Annotated in this window: 20 protein-coding genes; 14 read left to right on the forward strand and 6 right to left on the reverse strand. The window is 35.8% G+C overall.

Annotation, left to right across the window (positions count from 1 at the left end):
* Window positions 1-203 precede the first annotated feature (203 nt).
* From D0463_RS13590 to D0463_RS13600, 3 genes are all read left to right on the forward strand, one after another.
* The gene (locus tag D0463_RS13590; protein WP_117307935.1) at window positions 204-554 is read left to right on the forward strand and encodes a DUF2200 domain-containing protein; all 351 of its coding nucleotides are present in this window, start codon (window positions 204-206) and stop codon (window positions 552-554) included.
* Between the two features lie 269 nt (window positions 555-823).
* On the forward strand, window positions 824-1,696 hold the full coding sequence (locus D0463_RS13595) for a hypothetical protein (protein WP_117307936.1): 873 nt from the start codon (window positions 824-826) through the stop codon (window positions 1,694-1,696).
* 345 nt (window positions 1,697-2,041) lie between these two features.
* On the forward strand, window positions 2,042-2,941 hold the full coding sequence (locus D0463_RS13600; RefSeq protein ID WP_117307937.1) for a DUF2971 domain-containing protein: 900 nt from the start codon (window positions 2,042-2,044) through the stop codon (window positions 2,939-2,941).
* Between the two features lie 310 nt (window positions 2,942-3,251).
* Here D0463_RS13600 and D0463_RS13605 read toward each other — a convergent pair whose 3' ends face one another.
* Both D0463_RS13605 and D0463_RS13610 read right to left on the reverse strand, forming a co-directional pair.
* Complete coding sequence (locus D0463_RS13605; protein ID WP_117307938.1) at window positions 3,252-4,268, reverse strand: HAAS signaling domain-containing protein; 1,017 nt, start codon at window positions 4,266-4,268, stop codon at window positions 3,252-3,254.
* Window positions 4,255-4,602 carry a PadR family transcriptional regulator gene (locus D0463_RS13610; RefSeq protein WP_117307939.1) on the reverse strand — a complete coding sequence of 116 codons (348 nt, stop codon included), beginning with the start codon at window positions 4,600-4,602 and terminating at the stop codon, window positions 4,255-4,257. Before D0463_RS13610 ends, D0463_RS13605 begins: the two co-directional genes overlap by 14 nt.
* 272 nt (window positions 4,603-4,874) lie before the next feature.
* Between D0463_RS13610 and D0463_RS13615 the strand changes: the two genes are divergently transcribed.
* From D0463_RS13615 to hxlR, 4 genes are all read left to right on the forward strand, one after another.
* On the forward strand, window positions 4,875-5,630 hold the full coding sequence (locus D0463_RS13615; RefSeq protein WP_117307940.1) for a hypothetical protein: 756 nt from the start codon (window positions 4,875-4,877) through the stop codon (window positions 5,628-5,630).
* 18 nt (window positions 5,631-5,648) lie between these two features.
* Window positions 5,649-5,792, forward strand: a complete 144-nt coding sequence (locus tag D0463_RS19465; protein WP_160118438.1) for a hypothetical protein — start codon at window positions 5,649-5,651, stop codon at window positions 5,790-5,792.
* Window positions 5,793-5,863: 71 nt separating this feature from the next.
* A complete protein-coding gene (locus tag D0463_RS20135) occupies window positions 5,864-5,998 on the forward strand; it encodes a hypothetical protein (RefSeq protein WP_301950646.1) in 135 nt (44 codons plus the stop codon).
* Window positions 5,999-6,131: 133 nt separating this feature from the next.
* Window positions 6,132-6,497, forward strand: coding sequence for a transcriptional activator HxlR (gene hxlR / locus D0463_RS13620; RefSeq protein ID WP_117307941.1), 366 nt, complete (start codon window positions 6,132-6,134; stop codon window positions 6,495-6,497).
* Between the two features lie 316 nt (window positions 6,498-6,813).
* Here the strand turns inward: hxlR and D0463_RS13625 are convergent, their stop codons facing one another.
* Complete coding sequence (locus tag D0463_RS13625; protein WP_117307942.1) at window positions 6,814-7,761, reverse strand: DUF6454 family protein; 948 nt, start codon at window positions 7,759-7,761, stop codon at window positions 6,814-6,816.
* Between the two features lie 644 nt (window positions 7,762-8,405).
* On the opposite strand from D0463_RS13625, the gene lepB reads away from it, so the two are divergent.
* From lepB to D0463_RS13645, 3 genes are all read left to right on the forward strand, one after another.
* A complete protein-coding gene (lepB, locus tag D0463_RS13635) occupies window positions 8,406-8,933 on the forward strand; it encodes a signal peptidase I (RefSeq protein ID WP_301950647.1) in 528 nt (175 codons plus the stop codon).
* Window positions 8,934-9,154: 221 nt separating this feature from the next.
* The gene (locus D0463_RS13640; RefSeq protein WP_117307945.1) at window positions 9,155-9,403 is read left to right on the forward strand and encodes a hypothetical protein; all 249 of its coding nucleotides are present in this window, start codon (window positions 9,155-9,157) and stop codon (window positions 9,401-9,403) included.
* Between the two features lie 142 nt (window positions 9,404-9,545).
* Entirely contained in the window at window positions 9,546-10,298 is a 753-nt protein-coding gene (locus D0463_RS13645) for an alpha/beta fold hydrolase (RefSeq protein WP_117307975.1), read from the forward strand.
* A gap of 476 nt (window positions 10,299-10,774) precedes the next feature.
* On the opposite strand, the gene D0463_RS20140 is transcribed toward D0463_RS13645, so the two are convergent.
* The 3 genes from D0463_RS20140 to D0463_RS13665 all read right to left on the reverse strand — a co-directional run bounded on the left by D0463_RS20140 (window position 10,775) and on the right by D0463_RS13665 (window position 13,683).
* Window positions 10,775-10,909 (reverse strand): hypothetical protein, encoded by a 135-nt coding sequence (locus tag D0463_RS20140; protein ID WP_290369279.1) that lies wholly within the window; start codon window positions 10,907-10,909, stop codon window positions 10,775-10,777.
* 143 nt (window positions 10,910-11,052) lie between these two features.
* Window positions 11,053-12,336 carry a helix-turn-helix domain-containing protein gene (locus D0463_RS13655; RefSeq protein WP_117307946.1) on the reverse strand — a complete coding sequence of 428 codons (1,284 nt, stop codon included), beginning with the start codon at window positions 12,334-12,336 and terminating at the stop codon, window positions 11,053-11,055.
* Window positions 12,337-13,062: 726 nt separating this feature from the next.
* On the reverse strand, window positions 13,063-13,683 hold the full coding sequence (locus tag D0463_RS13665) for a hypothetical protein (protein WP_117307948.1): 621 nt from the start codon (window positions 13,681-13,683) through the stop codon (window positions 13,063-13,065).
* Between the two features lie 347 nt (window positions 13,684-14,030).
* On the opposite strand from D0463_RS13665, the gene D0463_RS13670 reads away from it, so the two are divergent.
* From D0463_RS13670 to D0463_RS13685, 4 genes are all read left to right on the forward strand, one after another.
* Window positions 14,031-14,369 carry a PadR family transcriptional regulator gene (locus D0463_RS13670; RefSeq protein WP_117307949.1) on the forward strand — a complete coding sequence of 113 codons (339 nt, stop codon included), beginning with the start codon at window positions 14,031-14,033 and terminating at the stop codon, window positions 14,367-14,369.
* A gap of 1 nt (window position 14,370) precedes the next feature.
* Window positions 14,371-14,709: a DUF1048 domain-containing protein gene (locus D0463_RS13675; protein WP_117307950.1), complete on the forward strand. Its 339-nt coding sequence runs from the start codon at window positions 14,371-14,373 to the stop codon at window positions 14,707-14,709.
* A 420-nt stretch (window positions 14,710-15,129) separates the two neighbouring features.
* Window positions 15,130-15,891 carry an ABC transporter ATP-binding protein gene (locus D0463_RS13680; protein ID WP_117307951.1) on the forward strand — a complete coding sequence of 254 codons (762 nt, stop codon included), beginning with the start codon at window positions 15,130-15,132 and terminating at the stop codon, window positions 15,889-15,891.
* A complete protein-coding gene (locus D0463_RS13685) occupies window positions 15,892-16,641 on the forward strand; it encodes an ABC transporter permease (RefSeq protein ID WP_117307952.1) in 750 nt (249 codons plus the stop codon).
* Window positions 16,642-16,704: the final 63 nt, after the last annotated feature.

A 16,704-nucleotide genomic window follows, 5' to 3' on the forward strand; every position in this document is an offset into this window, starting at 1 on the left:
GAGTTAAGGGAATTTTATCGGGAAGCATTTGATCGAATTAGTTAAATATTATGGAAATATTTCTTTAGAGACTATCAAATGTATGGTATAGGAATTCTCCAAAGGTGCTTATTCCATATAAGGGAGCGAATTGGGTATTCGGATAATCATGTGGTAACCTCAAAAAACTTCATACCTGAACATACAGAAAGGGAGGATGTATCATGACCAAACATAAGATCTATACAATGAGTGTCACAAGTGTCTATCCCCATTATGTTACGAAGGCGGAGAAAAAAGGACGTACGAAAACAGAAGTCGATGAAATCATCCGTTGGTTGACAGGGTATAGCCAGGAAGAGTTAGAAGCGCAACTGGAAAAACAGACAGACTTTGAGACCTTCTTTGCGGAAGCTCCCCGACTGAATCCTTCACGGACTTTGATCAAAGGTGTGGTCTGCGGTGTCCGAGTGGAAGACATTGAAGAACAAACTATGCAGGAAATTCGCTATTTGGATAAGCTGATCGATGAGTTAGCAAAGGGAAAAGCGATGGAGAAGATTTTGCGGAAATAATAATTAAAATTCCGATTACCCGAAAATAGCTGTCTTAAATTATCGGGTGCTTTTCTGAAATAAGGAAAGCGTCTTTCTTCATGAAAAGGGCCAGATAATTGAATAACGCCTTTAAAGAAGTAAAAATTAATGTTAAAATTTGTGAGCTTGTGAAGTAATGTACAGGGTTCAAGGGGTGTGCATTTTCCAAAGAGGTGTATGCAAGCCACACAAGTATAATGGAGAACTAATGTGTCGAGAGTTTTCAATATGGATTGGAGGACGAAAGGATGGAAATTAATGAAGATCGTTTTTTGATGCATGTTGAAGCGGATACAGGATATAATGATGCAGACATGGGAAGAGAAGCCCAGAAGTTTTATAGAGAGTATTTTCCTTTTTCAATCAATTACGAGAGAGGCGAAACTTGGTTTACACCAATAGCGTTATTAGAAAATATCTATGACTATAGAATATATAATAAAATCAAATTTGATGTCAATAAAAAACCTTATAATAAGAATGGGTCAAGTCAGTTAAAGCAATACAAAATAGAATTAATTTCAGCCATTTCAAGAAAAATTTGCGAAGGAAAGAACATCGGAGTTGATTTTCACTGTCTTGCAAATTTCGGTTGTATTCCATCTGAACTAAATACGTGGCAAGGTGGTGAAGACTATGGAAATATAAAAAAAGGGCTTCCACCTCGTCTGGACATCTATAACCGCTCACGTTTAGGGGATTTCCCTGACCTGTTTTTTATTTGTGTCAAAAACTACTTAACAGATAAATCTGAAGATGGCTATAACCCAGCAATTGAAGGAAAGAAACTCAGGGAGTTCGACTGGTGGTTTGAAAGAATCGGTGAAGGTAAAAAATGCTCTTGGAAAGATTTTGTAGACAAAATGCATTTGAAAGGCAGCTTTGTGGACGAAAATTACGAAGTCATGAAATTGTTTGACCATACAATAGGCAATCCTTTTCCTAATCTACAAGTGATCATTAACAAAAAAATGGAGAATGGGTATACCATCAATAATCTGTCCGAAAAACTGAGTGGAGACACTCAAATTAAGAAATGCATTGAAAATATCTATACAATATGGAATAACCGTGCTGCTCATTTTAGAGATATTGCGTTTATATCTCCGTTCTGTTCTTGAATGTGAACTGACATCGTTTTTGCCGTAAACCGTGGTGAAGTTGAGAAGTGTATACCAGAGTAGTACATTGAATGACTTCAGCAGACTAGAGATGTCCTGATTGTGGGAGTTTTTAGCTAACAGGTGCTTTTGTGAAAAAAGAATTAAATGATTCTAAGGTTGAAATCATATTTTATTTATTCCGTTAAAGGGCGCTATCCTTGAACAAGGATAAGTGCTCATTTTTTCATTTAAGGGCCATTTCTTGAATAATTGATTGTGAAAATTATCAAAATTTGAAATAATTGTTATTAAACCACAGATCAGTTTAATGTAAGGGGAAATTTAAAATAAAGGGTGAAAAAATTGACAAATTATGAAGGATTGCCTATGTTTCAAAGTATGTCAAGAACCATTTCCGAAAAATATGCCCAAGAACTATACCAACCAATAGAAAAGGTTTATCATTACACTGACTTACATGGTTTACTAGGGATAATGAACCTAAATGGTTTTTGGGCTACGAATTATAATTTTCTAAATGACAAAAAAGAAATTTTGCATGGAATTGAAATTTGTAAAGAAATAATTAATAAGTACAAAAAGTCAGGTATAAAAGAAAGAGGGGTGAAATTTTTAGATAAAGTTGATAAGTTGCTTAGTTTTGACGATCAAGATATATTTATAGTTTCTTTTTGTTCTAATCCGGATTTACTAAGCCAATGGAGAGGATATAGTAAGGGAACAACTGGTGTTTCAATTGGATTTAATTCTAAACAACTTGTCAGTTACTGCAGACCTAGTGACAATGCATATTTTTTCTTAAATAAAGTTATATATAATATTGAAACTCAAAGGAAGATAATAGAAGACATAATTACAATTGGTTTAGAGTATGTTTTAGCCAACGAGGATTTTGAAGACTTTTTTCTACCTAACGAAATAAATATGACTTTAAAATCATATATTTGTCTTTTCAAAGATAAATCCTTTGAGGAAGAATCAGAGTGGCGAAACGTAACTGTAAACTACAAAGATAGTAAAGAACCTTATGAGGTGAAATATAGAGTTCGGGATAATTTAATACTTCCATACATACCTTTACCTTTGCTTTACCATCAAAGTGAAAAAAGAAAACTTCCTATAGAAGAAATAATTGTTGGCCCACCATCAAGTGAGAACACATTGAGTAGCATCAAATATTGGGTAAAAAAAGAAAAGTTAGAAAATGTAAAGGTTAAACCTTCAAATATACCATATAGATAAAACTATATGGTGAGTGGTGAATAAGGAGTTTTTTTACTGATGGGAGTTTTAATTGTTAAGGGGTAAATTTCCTTTTATACTTTCTTTCTTCAACAATCGGGCGCGATTGTTGAAGAAGACAGGCGATTAAATTTTTTTTAAAAAAGTATCTGCGTGAAATATTTTAAGAGCCTATTTTGATCAAGCATTTTTAAAAAACAGGCTCTTCTATATTTGGAAAATCAACATTATAAGATGTATTTATGATTAAACTTTTTATAATCAGTTATGGGTCTAGAGAAACAAATTTGCCAGTTCAGATTGGGCGGTCCTAGACTTTACTTACTTTGCTACTTTTAAATCTGCTAACAATATCCATAATCGAAAAAACAATCATAATACCGGCAATCCCCCAAACAATGCTTTGCCAAGTCACTTCATATTTGGAAGGATCCACGTCAAAGGCACTGAGCAGTAACTCAACAAAGGCTTCATTGAACAGCGCTGGGTTACTAAGCATGATACAAAGAATGATCGTGAAAATGATATGATAGAGGGCATTGAGCCCTACCACAAGCGTCGTCCATTTCCCTTTCACCAGCTTATAAATCGTAAAGCCGACTTCAATGGCAACCATTGTAATGATCGCAGGTGCATATGTCATCAACACATCATGATTAAACAATGGAACGGAAATTCTTAACCCATCTAATCCAGTTCCTTGCTGCTCATACCATCCCAAAAACTTTGTGGAATTGAATAAAACGCTTGCCCATAGTGCGGTCCAAAATAAACTGAAAAATACTTCTGTTTTTGAAATTTGTTTTTTTGGTGGACTATGTGTAACCAATAATAAATCATCAGGAGTCCATTGCTTACCCCGGAATGGGACTGGATGTTTCGAATCTACGACCCTTTCAAGGAAGATGAACACGATCGTTACCCAAAAGAACACTTGGCCTAAAATACTCAATAGTGTAACGATTGACTTCACAAACAGTTGAAGGACAAACGCCCCCGTCGCCATCTCACTATCGTATGTGATAATTCCACTGATCCAGATTGAGAGGAGTCCAATTACAAGTGCGCAAAAAACGGCTACCTTTAAAACATTAATATAGCTATCATAAACCACAGGTCCTATAATATACCGTTTCTTGTCCTCATACTTATACGCCAAACGGACAGGATCACCAAGCGTCATCAATACCTTCTTTATATCTTCATCTGAATACTCATCCGGCAGCATATCCTCGATTGTAGACCGCAGCTCCATTGAAATGTCCTCCCGATTTTTTTCAGGAAGTCTTCTGGTTACTTCATTAATGTAAATCTCAATCAGATTCATCCTTATCTCCTCCTTTTAATAAAGAATTAAGCTGCGTCGTTGTTTTCATCCATTCTTCTCTTAATTGCTGGTACACTTCTTTCCCAAAGTCACTCAATACATAATACTTTCTCGGTCTGCTTTCCGTCGTGTCCCACTGACTTGTTAACAATTCCTGCTTCTCCAATCGTCGAAGCAAAGGATACAGCGTGCTTTGATCGATGTGGAAGTCGTGTTCTTCTAATAGCTGAACAAGTGAATATCCATACTGAGGTGTCTGCAACTGGCTCAAAACAGCCAATGTTAAGTTTCCCCTGCGTAATTCTGTCGTTAGTGAATTCACTAAATCATTCATCTCAGCACCTCCGATTTCATTATAGTGTATGTTATACAGTATTGTAAAATGAACAATATTGTCGTATTTTTATTATTTTTTTAATATGTTCCTGAAAAAAATACCTTTCATAACAGAATCATAGAGCATAAGAGCACGAATGAGGACGAAATAGATGCAGCTTCCTTGATGGTAATAAAATCACTTTTAATCCAGTATGATACTTCAAATTGGAGTGTCATTTTTATTTTCAATTATTTTCCTTTTAGTTATGGTGTAAAAATGTTAAAATTTTGAAAACAGATGAAATTTCCGGATCCACCAAAGAGATGGTGAAAAAAGCTATTATTCCAAATAAGGGTGATTTAATGAAAAAACATTTGCCAAAGTTAACAATGTTCCTAGGTGTTCTGTTAGTGCTAGTCTTATATGACAATTTTAGCCTAAGAAAAATAAATAAACCTCCTGCTCCTGAGGTAACAGTAGGTGGTAAAAAAGTAGAGGCTTATCCAAAGGAATATACAAAAGATGAAGAAGTGACCGTTATCAGTTATAAAAAGCCAAAAGAACAAACGCCCACTGTTAATCCGCGTACAAAGATCAAAGTGATTTTTAAAGATAAACCTGAAACTGTTCGAATTACTGAAGGTGTGCCTTATTTTGAAGAAGTTATCAACCAGGAAGTAAACAATCGGGCCGGGGAAAGAACATTTCTAATAAAGGCGAAGTGGGAAGACAAGAAAGAAGCTACTTACGAAATTCCTGTGAATGTGAAAGAAACGGTCCCCAATCAGGATTTGCTTGCTCAATCAGAAGGCGAGCACAGCCTTTTCACAATCGGTCCTAATACAGACGAAGAAATTAATCAGTATGACCTTCAGATTAACCAGATGCATGGCTACGAAACTTTAGATCAAGCAAAACTTGATTATCCAGAATTAAAGCTGGATAGCGAAACTCTTTATATATTGTTTAATTATCGAAAGGAAGTCTATCGATCTGATAATCTCAAAGAATTTACAACCTTTCTGAAATCGTATGAGCCATGAGAAGAGGGGGGCATTTAGATGGTATATTTATTCAACGCAATTGTAGTGTTCGCAGTTGGATACTCCATATTCAAAATGATAAGGACGAGAAAACTTCCGAGTAACAACTATACTCCATATGATGATATTACAATGGGAAAATCTGAAAAGGATAAGGATTAAAGTTTAATTAGCAGGATATAAGTGGATATCTAAAAAGCATAACTGAATTGGAAGATTTAGGGGGAATAGCCATGTTATTCGTCGGTATTGCTATATTAATTGTTTTATTTATATCTACTACCACGATAGAGAAAACGTTAAAATCAATTGAAAAGCAAAATTCACGTGTCATTGAGCTACTTGAGGATATTCGAAATGAAAAATAAGGTCTGTTAAACTACCGGGGCTTGTGTAATTATAAAAGGTATGATTATTATTTAAGGTGAGTACACGCTTTGTTAGTACATAGTGTTAAAAAGTATACTATCTGTTATAATCGACTAGTGGAGGTGACTTTGAATGTCACGTATGCAGAACAAAATGTTTAATTGTGAAAAAGAATTAACCCTTTCTGTTATTGGCGGTAAATGGAAGATGCTTATCTTATGGCATTTAGGCAAAGAGGGAACCAAGCGGTTTGGTGAACTAAAATCTCTTATGCCGGGGATCACCCAAAGAATGCTAGTGAATCAGCTGCGAGAGCTAGAAGAGGATCTCATTGTCAAACGTGAAGTCTATCCTGTTGTTCCGCCCAAAGTGGAATATTCACTGACTGATCAAGGACGGACCCTGATGCCAATTTTAGATTCTATGTACGAGTGGGGCAAAAACTACGCGGAAAATGTTATAGAGAATCCAATTGAAATGAAGGAGTCCGCGAAGTAGAAACTCGTGGTCTCTATTATTGTACGACTAGGATGAGGAAAGAAGAAAAAAACCAAGGGACGCGGTAACGAAGCCACTGCCTTTGGTTTTTTTATCTCCGCAAGGGAGAGTTGCTGTAAACTTATACACAGTCATTGGTAACTATTTACAAACACATCGTGTCTTGGGGACACAAATACCATCTCTTAAGGGCTTATTCCTCTGTGTCTTGATAGTATACTTCTTGAAATTATATTACTTCGATCTTTTTCTTAATTGCAAATAAGTAATAAAAAAAACACTTTGACTATTGGAATCAAAGTGTTCTTGAGAAAATTCATTTTTTATTGACGCTTGTTTCATACACTAGCATAGAGGATTGATCATCATCCGGTACAGCGTATAATTTTATTCCCTGCTTTGTATTTTCAAGATATACCGGATTACGTGTAACCACATGTCCTTTAGGAGAAAACAGAGTAATTGGCAGTTCGTGAACCATATCCATTGTTTTCATATCCAGTAAGGCTAGACCGCCCAATTCATATTTAGAAGTGGCAGCTCCTTGCTGTGGCAATTCAGTAATGCCGCTGCATATCAATTGGTTTTCCCCTGCATTCTCGCAGTCTTGATAATCTACAAAATGGCTAGGATTACTTGATTTACTAAGCACTTTCCCTCTTTCATTGAATTCATAAAAAGTTCTCGAACCCCAGCTGACAGCCTTTAAATTTCCGTGCTTGCCATCACGCAGAATTCCGCCAATATGGTCATTGGTGCGGAACATTTCTTGAGACTTCATCGTTTCTGGATTTACTTTATAAATAATAGACTTGCTGTTCGGGCGATATTCGGCAACAGAAACCCAGATAGATTTCCCATCAAATGCAATGCCACCAGGGTGGTACAAATCTCCTTCACCAAGCTCTATATCCTTTAAGAGCTTGCCTTGTACGTCAAAAACAAATAGGTGACCAATTCCTTTACCAGGTGAGCGGTCATACCCATTTCGAGGCTGAGCATACTTTTCTGGTTTTTCGATGATTTCTACAGAAGACATATAGTAAAGGTCTCCAATTTTTGTCATTCCTTGTGGATGAAAGGTGTTAAACTGCAAATCAATTTTTTCTTTTTGTTCCCAAACGCTATCGCGGGAAAGATGTTGGAATTTCTCTTCCAGTTGCTTTCCATCTTTACCGGATTGAAGTGTATCAGGATAGGCGAATGCCGTTGTTAAAGATCCAATAGTTAAAGCGGCTGCAAGTGCAAAAATTACTTTCTTCATTTATACAACCTCCATGCTGATAGATTCTCACCTAGATTACTATAGAAATATTAAGTGAAAGTAATTGAAGCTCATCATGTTTGTAAAAAATAGTTTACAAGCAAAAGGCGAGTATATCCACACTTGCATTTAAATGTTTATTTTTTGCTGTGTCTTCAAAATGAAAATGATCTACATTTTTAATTCTTTTTGAACAGGGCAGGTTAGCGGAAGAAAAGGTATAATTTAATTGAAGTGAATAAACGGAGAATCTGAGGTAAAAAGCAGTGTATCAATTCGAACACGAGTTACAAAGGGAAAGAAAGATATATAAGGCGTATGTAATTTTATTTATTGTGTCTGCATTGTTTAATGTCATTTCATTCTTTGTGGAGGGTAATATCCTTCGTGGAGTAGTCACTCTCTTATTTTCTCCCATTATCCTTCACTATGGTTTAAGAAAGAAACTCTGGGCGGAATTATTCATTAAATTTACGGTTTGGTTACATATCGTTTTCGTGTTGGTTTTAATTCTTACGATAACCATTCAGATAGTGAGAACGTAAGTGCCTTGTTCGATCTACGGGTGGATCAGTAAAATAAAAGAGTTTCTTCGTTAGCTTCATTTCCCACCAAATAAATATAAGTAAATGGGAGGAATATCTGTGCGCGATCACGCCCAAAAGGAGCTGTACTCCTGGATAAAATCAATTGTATTTGCATTAGTGGTAGCCTTTATTTGCCGCCAGTTTTTATTTTCGCCGATAACGGTTAAGGGAGAATCCATGGATCCGACGTTTGAAAACAATGATAGAATCATCGTCTCGAAGGTTAGCAAGATTGACCATTTTGATACGATCGTATTTCATTCTCCTATTTCAAAAGACGATTATATCAAGCGGGTTATAGGACTGCCGGGCGACACTATAGAAATGAAGAATGACGTTCTTTATATCAACGGCAAAGCTTTCGAAGAAGAATATTTGAATGAAAACAAAGGTGAAGTTCCATTAGAGACTACTTTGACTGAGGATTTTAAAGTCACGGTTCCAGAAGGTTCTTTGTTTGTGCTGGGGGACAACCGGCGGAGAAGCATGGACAGCAGAATCATCGGGTCGATTACTGATGACGCGGTGATCGGCGAAGTGAAATTTAGATTCTATCCGTTGGAAGAGGTTGGAACACCTGAATAATCGTTGTTGTTTTAACCCATATTTTAAAATGAGGTATTTTATAGCTTTATTCCTGCAATCGGATGCAATTATTTAGTTAAACCTAACTACAAGTAGTAAGGAAAATAAATATGGAAAATGAACAGGTAAAGGTATTTGGATAAAAAAATATTAATTAATGGGAGTACTTGTTAAAAAAGATTTTTGAATGCTAACGTCACGATGCAAATAGGAGGGGGATAATGAGTAAAAAATTACATTTGTTTAACCTAATTGCAGGAATAATTATTATTGGTATGATGATACAGGCAATTGTATCTGGTAGTAACAACCTTCCATATGTAGTCATATTATTATATGTTCTATCTTATTTGTTACAAAAGGTGAATTTTAAAGGGATAACCAAGTTTGTTGGTTTGACAATTACAATTTTACTTTTAATTTGGTCATTAATGTTTTTGTTAGATTTTATTTTTCCTTTTGCCCCATAGATAAACCAATACCACAGTATTAATATTCTTCACTTAAGTGCTTTTCATATGATTATCTTATTATGCTAACGGGGCGCTTTGGTTGAACAAGAAAAAGTAAATATAGGAGATTACAATGGAAAAGAACGGGATACCGTCTTCAATGGGGAAAGAGTTTTTTGTGCCAGTTAGTGATTTTAAACTATATGCAAAATTGTATGGCGTTAAGAAAGATAAACCAACTGTTGTAATGGATGCCGGGTATGGAGACTATTCCAAGGCATGGGTTTCGGTAATTCCTGAAATTTCTATGCTAACGGAAGTGGTTGTGTATGATAGAGCTGGATTAGGAAAGAGCGAAAAAAGCTCTAATCCCAGAACGAGCCACGAGATGGTAAAAGAGTTGAAAGAACTTCTGACGGTAATGAAGATAAAACCTCCATATATATTAGTTGGTCATTCTTATGGGGGAGTAAACACAAGAATCTATGCTACAGAGTATCCTGACGATGTTGCTGGACTAATATTGGTTGATTCTACCCCGGAAAATTATAAGGAAGCATTTCTCCCAACTATGCCGACAGATTTTCAAGAAGCATATAATAAACAATTTATTTATGAAGGTAGCTATGATGAATTTATGGAAAGCTTGCAACAACTAAAACAAACGAGAAGGCCATTAAATGTTCCGTTGATTGTTTTATCAGCTGGGAAAAAAGCTCATTATTCTAAAGAATCTCAGGAATTGTGGAATGACATTCAAAAGGAAATCCTTGATATATCTGCAAAAAGTGAGCTTATCATTGCGGAAAATAGTGCTCATTATATACAGAACGATGAACCCGTTGTAGTGATTAGTGCGATAAAACGAATTTTATCAGATGGTATTTTACGGATAAAGGAAAATCTAATGTAATTATTAAGGAGACTGAGAACGCAGAAAAAAGGGCAATTAGAGGTGTTTTAACCTAAATGAGACAATTATAGACCAAAATGACTACATAAATTTTATTGTAAGTGAAGTCAAAGATCATGAAATACGAATAGCTGTAATCAATGGAGAAGAATTCCATTGGCATAACATGAGGATTGTGATGAATTATTTTATGTATTAGAAGGTGAACTTTTCATAGACTTCGAAAACGATGAAGCAGTTTGATAATACCAGGTGAACTATTTACTATACATGCAAATAGAGTGCTCGAATTCGTTCAAATGAACGGACAGTTAATATGGGCTTTGAAAAGGCAAGTAATGATATAGGGAGAGATTATTTCTGCTGGGTACCATACATAAGTAGGAATGCTGCTACTAAATGGATGGAGATAAAAAAATGCCCGTTGACTTTGATAGCAACGGGAACAAATTAATATTATGCAATAAGGCAGTTCTTTAAGTTAAAGATGTAGGCTTAATTGTCATAGGACCTGGTTGAGACTCAGCGATTATTCGCTCGTCATTCGCCACCTTACTAAAACCAAAAACACCAACAAGAATTAATGATAGTAAAATAGTCTTTTTAAACATGGATTTTACCTCCTTAACAGCTTTAAGTTAAGTATATTTAGAGAGTATGTTAATAAAAAGGGGTAAAATTTACATTTTTTAAGACTATTGGATACGTCTTTTTTCGATAAAATTTTACTAGAAAGTAATATAATGCAGCTTTATTATGGAATATTAGACAAATAATCATCGTGGTTTAAAGCAATTTTGAAATAATCCGCCGCTTTTTTATAGGCTCGTAGTTCATAATAGTATTGTGCAAATTCCATGGCTAATTTACTAACTATTATATTTTGCTTTAATTCTATACCTTGTTCGATTATTTTTTGCATTTCTTTCTCGTATCTGAAATAGTCCTCTCTATTATAGTAACTTTTTATCTGCAGGGCTTTTAACTCAATTAAAACAAAATTCAAATTCTTATCTTCAGCAATCTTTATAGCGTCTTGAAGAAAATTATGAGCCAAATCCCATTGTTTTTTTTGTTGATAAATCTCAATCAAACTTTTAAGAGAGTATACCTTTTCGTCTTCTAAATCCAAAGATTCATTGATTTTAATACTTTCATGAAAATGAGCAATGGATTTATCGAATTCTTGTAGCCCCTGGTAAACTCGTCCCAAATTATACTCAATCATAGCGTTTAAATTCGTATCGCTACTTAAGTCAATATTTTCTCTAGCTTCAAGTAAGTGAACTAAAGAATTTTTGTAATCTTTTATTAAGTGACATTGGACACCTCTTGTTATTAGTACTTTTGATAAATGCTCCGTATCACCTAAAAAAAGAAAAATATCATATGCTTTCTTTGAATAATATAGACACAATGTTTTATCTTTTAGAATCCTTTGTTTCACTAAACTTATATTATAAAATAATTTTGCATTTGCGATTGTGTCTCCTTCAATTATTAAGTTTTCAGCCATCGTAAAATACCGATCTGCCTCTGAATAAATTTGAGTAGTGTAGAATAGAATGCCGCAAGAAATATAATAGTTCATATAGAATTCGCTATATATATTATCATATTCCATTGAAACTGTTTTTTGTGAAACTTGATATACTTGTTCTGCTCGAGCAATATCTTTATTGTCTATATAATACCTGATTAATAAGCCGAAAATTTGGACTAAGATATATGAAGGGTAGGGTTCTTTGGTGCTGATATTTAGAAAATTTAATTCCTCTTCAGCTACATTTTTTGTGGTTTGATATATTTGGATAATATCCTTTATTTTTTTCTCCTTTTCGGAAATATTTTCATTTAATAAATCACTTAATGAGATATCCAAGCGATTAACAATTCTTTCCAGCATTATTCTTGAAGGTTTTAATTTACCGTTTTCAACCCGACTTAAATAAGCAACGGAACAAATCCCTTCTACTAACTTATCTTGTGTCATTCTCTTATGTATCCTAAGCTGTCTAATCTTGTCTCCTATAGTCATGCTTAGTCCCGTCCCTTTTGGAAAATTTATTTAGTACTATTATCATAGCAAAAAAGACATTTCTTCGGAAGAAATGTCTCACAGATCTACCTTTTAGCTATTTATGATTGGATAGCTTTTTTCGGTAATTCAGGAAGACTCTTGAATATAGATGCAATTATTACGAAGTCTATTCCCAAGGCGACTAAAATCTCACTATATTATTGACTTAAGGCACCTTCTGTTTCAGAGAGAATCGAATGATTAAAAGGAATTTGCACAGCTTTGGTAATACCCAGCACCCACTTCTTAGAGAATAGTTTGAAGGTGATACACTGTATTAGACACCGAAAACATTTTCTAATTCTAACTTCTTAGGAGCTTTTTCCTATAAAAGAGCCGATGCCAGTTGTTTAGCTTAAGCGGAAAGATTTGATTAATTTTTGAAACAGGTGAATATTTTAAAGTATCTGAATTCACATTAATAGCTTTAATCGTTTGTTGTTGCATATCGTATTTTGAACTTGCAAATGAAGCATCCCACCAAACTCTATCCGAATGATGGAGCACTCCACTTGTGTTGGCCCAAGCGATACCAACCTCCATAATTGATTTTTTGCGTAAGGTTTCCTGGTAAATATACTGGGAATGCCCCTTGGTTATCAGGCAAAATGATAAGGATTCGATAATAAAATATCAACTGCCATGGGACACCAAGTTTACTCAACTACGCACATATCATTTCTCCTACTTAATTTGTTTTAACCACTGTGTAAAAACAATAGAATGTTTTTTGTTAAAATCATCTGCGAGAAAAATCGTAGCATCTTTATCTAAATGGTTAATTACCCGACTCGTTACCTCACCGTGGATGTTTAAATAGAGGTCAACGTTATTCATTAGTTGTAAAGCATCTAACAATGTGTTTTGTAACGAGTTGTATTTAGTAACCTCTTCAATATTCATTAAGTATCCAATTCCTATATTGGAAAAAATTTTATTTTCTTGTTGTAGCTTTCTTACATGATAATAAACATTATCTTCTCTCCGTATCCTTTTTTGGCAGATATACCTGCTATTGTTTTGTTCAAATCTATAAAATCCTGGCAACTTTATTCCTTCTACTACAAGAGGGTGCAGAATAATTAAGATCGGTTCTATGGTGGGAATTCCTTGAAGTTGCAAAGCCTCATATAAGATTTGACCTAATATATCCTTATGGATTAGTGGAAACTCGAGCTGGTGGTTAGTATTAATATCTTTTTGAATGCTACATGGAATTTCCATCAGAGATTTATTAATCTGAAATAAAGGCTTTGCAGTTTTCATGTGTTGTTTAAAATCCTGAATGTTATCTAATGTATTCAAAATCCTCTTCCCTTTCTTTCCCTTTTTTTAAGAATAACCTGGTTATTCTATTAATAACAACAAGTTAAATTATATCGATTTTGTCCTTGTTGAATGTTTGAAAATCAATATGAATTTTACATGATAGTATGCGAGTTTATAAAGCTGTATTTCGCAATTAAAAAATGCGGTGAAGATGGAAGTTATAATACCGACTATTGCATCTATCCTAACCCAAACAATTAAAATTAAAATTTATGATTGACAAGTGACGCTAATCTGCGTTACTATATACCGGTAATCAGTATTACTTAATACCAGTAATACAGAGTACTAAAAAAATAATCAAATACAGATGGGTGATAAATTTGGAAAATATCACAGAAATGCTCAAAGGGGTACTCGAGGGTTGTGTGCTGGAGATCATCAGTCGTGGCGAAACTTACGGCTATGAAATCACACAGCATCTGCGAGAACTTGGTTTCATTGATGTAGTTGAAGGCACAGTTTATACGATAACCATGCGGCTTGAGAAAAACAATCTGGTGGACATCGAGAAAAAGCGATCCACTGTGGGACCTCCGAGAAAATTTTATACTCTTAACGAAGCAGGTCAAAAGCAACTTGAACTATTTTGGGTAAAATGGGATTTCATCTCAAGCAAAATGAACGAACTCAAAACAAAAGAAATCAAAAGGAGAAGATAAAATGAATTTTATTGAAAAAATCATTGGAAGTCTGGACGACAAGCGAGAATGGAAGGCAATGGAGGCTCGTGCGAAGGCGCTTCCACGTGAGTATCATAACGCATACAAAGCTATTCAAAAATATATGTGGACTGCTGGTGGCCTCACCGACTGGAAGGATATAAGCCGTATTTTTGGTGGTATTCTTGATCTTTTTGAAGAAGGTGCAGCATCAGGCAAGAAAGTCACTGACCTTACGGGTGAAGACGTGGCCTCTTTCTGTGAAGAACTAGTGAAGGATGCGAAGACTTGGAAAGATAAATATCGCGACAATTTGAATGATACAATTGGTCGTGATTAATAGCCGTGGTTGAAGCTGAAAAGGCATAAATTAGATAATTTTTGGAAAATAGCAGGGATGATTTAGTGTCTTTGAAGAACTTAAACCTTAAAACCTATTGCTCAGATAATGAAGATTAGTTAAAATGCCTTAATGCCATTGATAGAAGTAAATTCAATAGAACATTCCGACTGAATAGCTGGCTACTAATGAGAGTTGCCACCTTCACTATTCAGTTATATTTTAATCTGGTAATCAGTAATACAGAATATCGGTAATGCTAAGTAGTGGGGTATAGACAAAAGATGCGCAAATTAATTGACCAAATCATGACTATAAGCTTTGTTTGAATGCAAACTACTTGCTCACTTATCAGACAAAGCATCAAATTTTCGGTTCTAGAATGCGCTCTTGCTGCGCTAATAATAAGGAGGAAAAAATATGAGAGATACAGCGATTTCTGTAAAAGGGTTAATAAAATCCTTTAAAGACAAAGAAGTGTTAAAGGGGGTGGATTTTGAGGTGCAGCGTGGCGAAATTTTCGCACTACTGGGGTCAAACGGAGCAGGCAAGACTACTGCGGTCAACATTCTCTCAACTCTGTTGAAGCCAGATGGTGGAGAAGTAAGCATTTGTGGCTATGATGTTCAACGTCAACCGGAAATAGTGCGCCAAAGCATCAGCTTGACAGGACAGTTTGCAGCTTTAGATGGTATGCAAACGGGTAGGGAAAATCTGATGATGATTGTTAAGTTGCTAGCAGTTTCCAACCCCCCTCAAGTTACCGACAGTTTGCTCTCAAGATTTAACCTGACCGATGCGGCCAACCGCCGTGCTGACAAATATTCTGGGGGGATGAAGCGTAGGCTAGACATCGCTATGAGCTTGATTGGAACTCCGGCAGTCATTTTTCTCGACGAACCAACTACTGGGCTTGACCCTGAAGCACGAATTGAAGTCTGGGAAACCGTCAAGGAGCTTGCAGGCGGCGGCACAACCATATTGCTGACGACCCAGTATCTAGAGGAAGCCGAACATCTTGCGGACCGTATTGCTATCCTACATGGCGGAAAAATCATCAAGAGCGGTACCCTTACCGAACTCAAGGAGATGTTCCCGCCAACGAAAGTGGAATACGTTGAGAAGCAGCCGACATTGGAGGAAATTTTCCTCGAAATCATCGGGAAAAAGGAGGAGAAATAAATGAAAAGTAAAACAGGGGTCTTATTAGGGCGATTAATGCGCAATATCATGCGCAGTCCGGATACGATAATAACAGTGGCGATTACGCCAATTATGATGATGTTGTTGTTTGTTTATGTATTTGGTGGTGCGATAGAAACTGGTACGGACAATTATGTCAATTATTTATTACCAGGTATTCTGCTAATCACCATCGCATCTGGCGTTGCATACACTTCCTTGCGGTTATTTACGGATGTAAAAAGTGGACTGATGGCACGTTTTATCACCATGCCCATCAAGCGCTCGTCTGTATTGTGGGCGCACGTGTTAACCTCACTGGTTTCCAATGCAATTACTGTCGTGGTGGTTATCCTCGCCGCATTTTTGATGGGATTCCGACCTAATGCAGGTATCATTGATTGGCTTGCGGTAGTTGGGATACTAGGGCTGTTTACACTGGCGCTGACATGGCTGGCGGTCATTCCTGGATTGTCAGCAAGGTCTATGGAAGGGGCGACAGCATACTCATATCCGCTGATTTTTCTTCCGTTCATTAGCTCGGCATTTGTTCCCACTGAAACCATGCCTAAAGTTGTTCGTGTGTTCGCTGAGAACCAGCCCGTGACTTCAATTGTGAATTCGATTCGTGCCCTCTTGTATGAAGGAACTGTGGTTAATGGAATCTGGACTGCGCTTGCCTGGTGTTTGGGAATCATGGTCATTGCTTACTTGATTGCCAGTAAAGCATTTAAACGTCAGTTAGGGTAAGAATACCAGAGAAAGTGGAAATTGTTGAATGCTAAACAAAAAGACATGTATATGTTAATTAGG

This window comes from Bacillus sp. V59.32b, assembly GCF_003429085.1.
Classification (GTDB): domain Bacteria; phylum Bacillota; class Bacilli; order Bacillales; family DSM-1321; genus Peribacillus.

What these genes read in the sequence shown, in the direction of transcription:
- D0463_RS13590 (WP_117307935.1), top strand. Translation starts at nt 204, where the DNA reads ATGACCAAACATAAGATCTATACAATGAGTGTCACAAGTGTCTATCCC.
- D0463_RS13595 (WP_117307936.1), top strand. Translation starts at nt 824, where the DNA reads ATGGAAATTAATGAAGATCGTTTTTTGATGCATGTTGAAGCGGATACA.
- D0463_RS13605 (WP_117307938.1), bottom strand. Translation starts at nt 4,268, where the DNA reads ATGAATCTGATTGAGATTTACATTAATGAAGTAACCAGAAGACTTCCT.
- D0463_RS13610 (WP_117307939.1), bottom strand. Translation starts at nt 4,602, where the DNA reads ATGAATGATTTAGTGAATTCACTAACGACAGAATTACGCAGGGGAAAC.
- D0463_RS19465 (WP_160118438.1), top strand. Translation starts at nt 5,649, where the DNA reads ATGGTATATTTATTCAACGCAATTGTAGTGTTCGCAGTTGGATACTCC.
- D0463_RS20135 (WP_301950646.1), top strand. Translation starts at nt 5,864, where the DNA reads ATGTTATTCGTCGGTATTGCTATATTAATTGTTTTATTTATATCTACT.
- hxlR (WP_117307941.1), top strand. Translation starts at nt 6,132, where the DNA reads ATGTCACGTATGCAGAACAAAATGTTTAATTGTGAAAAAGAATTAACC.
- D0463_RS13625 (WP_117307942.1), bottom strand. Translation starts at nt 7,761, where the DNA reads ATGAAGAAAGTAATTTTTGCACTTGCAGCCGCTTTAACTATTGGATCT.
- D0463_RS13640 (WP_117307945.1), top strand. Translation starts at nt 9,155, where the DNA reads ATGAGTAAAAAATTACATTTGTTTAACCTAATTGCAGGAATAATTATT.
- D0463_RS13645 (WP_117307975.1), top strand. Translation starts at nt 9,546, where the DNA reads ATGGGGAAAGAGTTTTTTGTGCCAGTTAGTGATTTTAAACTATATGCA.
- D0463_RS20140 (WP_290369279.1), bottom strand. Translation starts at nt 10,909, where the DNA reads ATGTTTAAAAAGACTATTTTACTATCATTAATTCTTGTTGGTGTTTTT.
- D0463_RS13655 (WP_117307946.1), bottom strand. Translation starts at nt 12,336, where the DNA reads ATGACTATAGGAGACAAGATTAGACAGCTTAGGATACATAAGAGAATG.
- D0463_RS13675 (WP_117307950.1), top strand. Translation starts at nt 14,371, where the DNA reads ATGAATTTTATTGAAAAAATCATTGGAAGTCTGGACGACAAGCGAGAA.
- D0463_RS13680 (WP_117307951.1), top strand. Translation starts at nt 15,130, where the DNA reads ATGAGAGATACAGCGATTTCTGTAAAAGGGTTAATAAAATCCTTTAAA.
- D0463_RS13685 (WP_117307952.1), top strand. Translation starts at nt 15,892, where the DNA reads ATGAAAAGTAAAACAGGGGTCTTATTAGGGCGATTAATGCGCAATATC.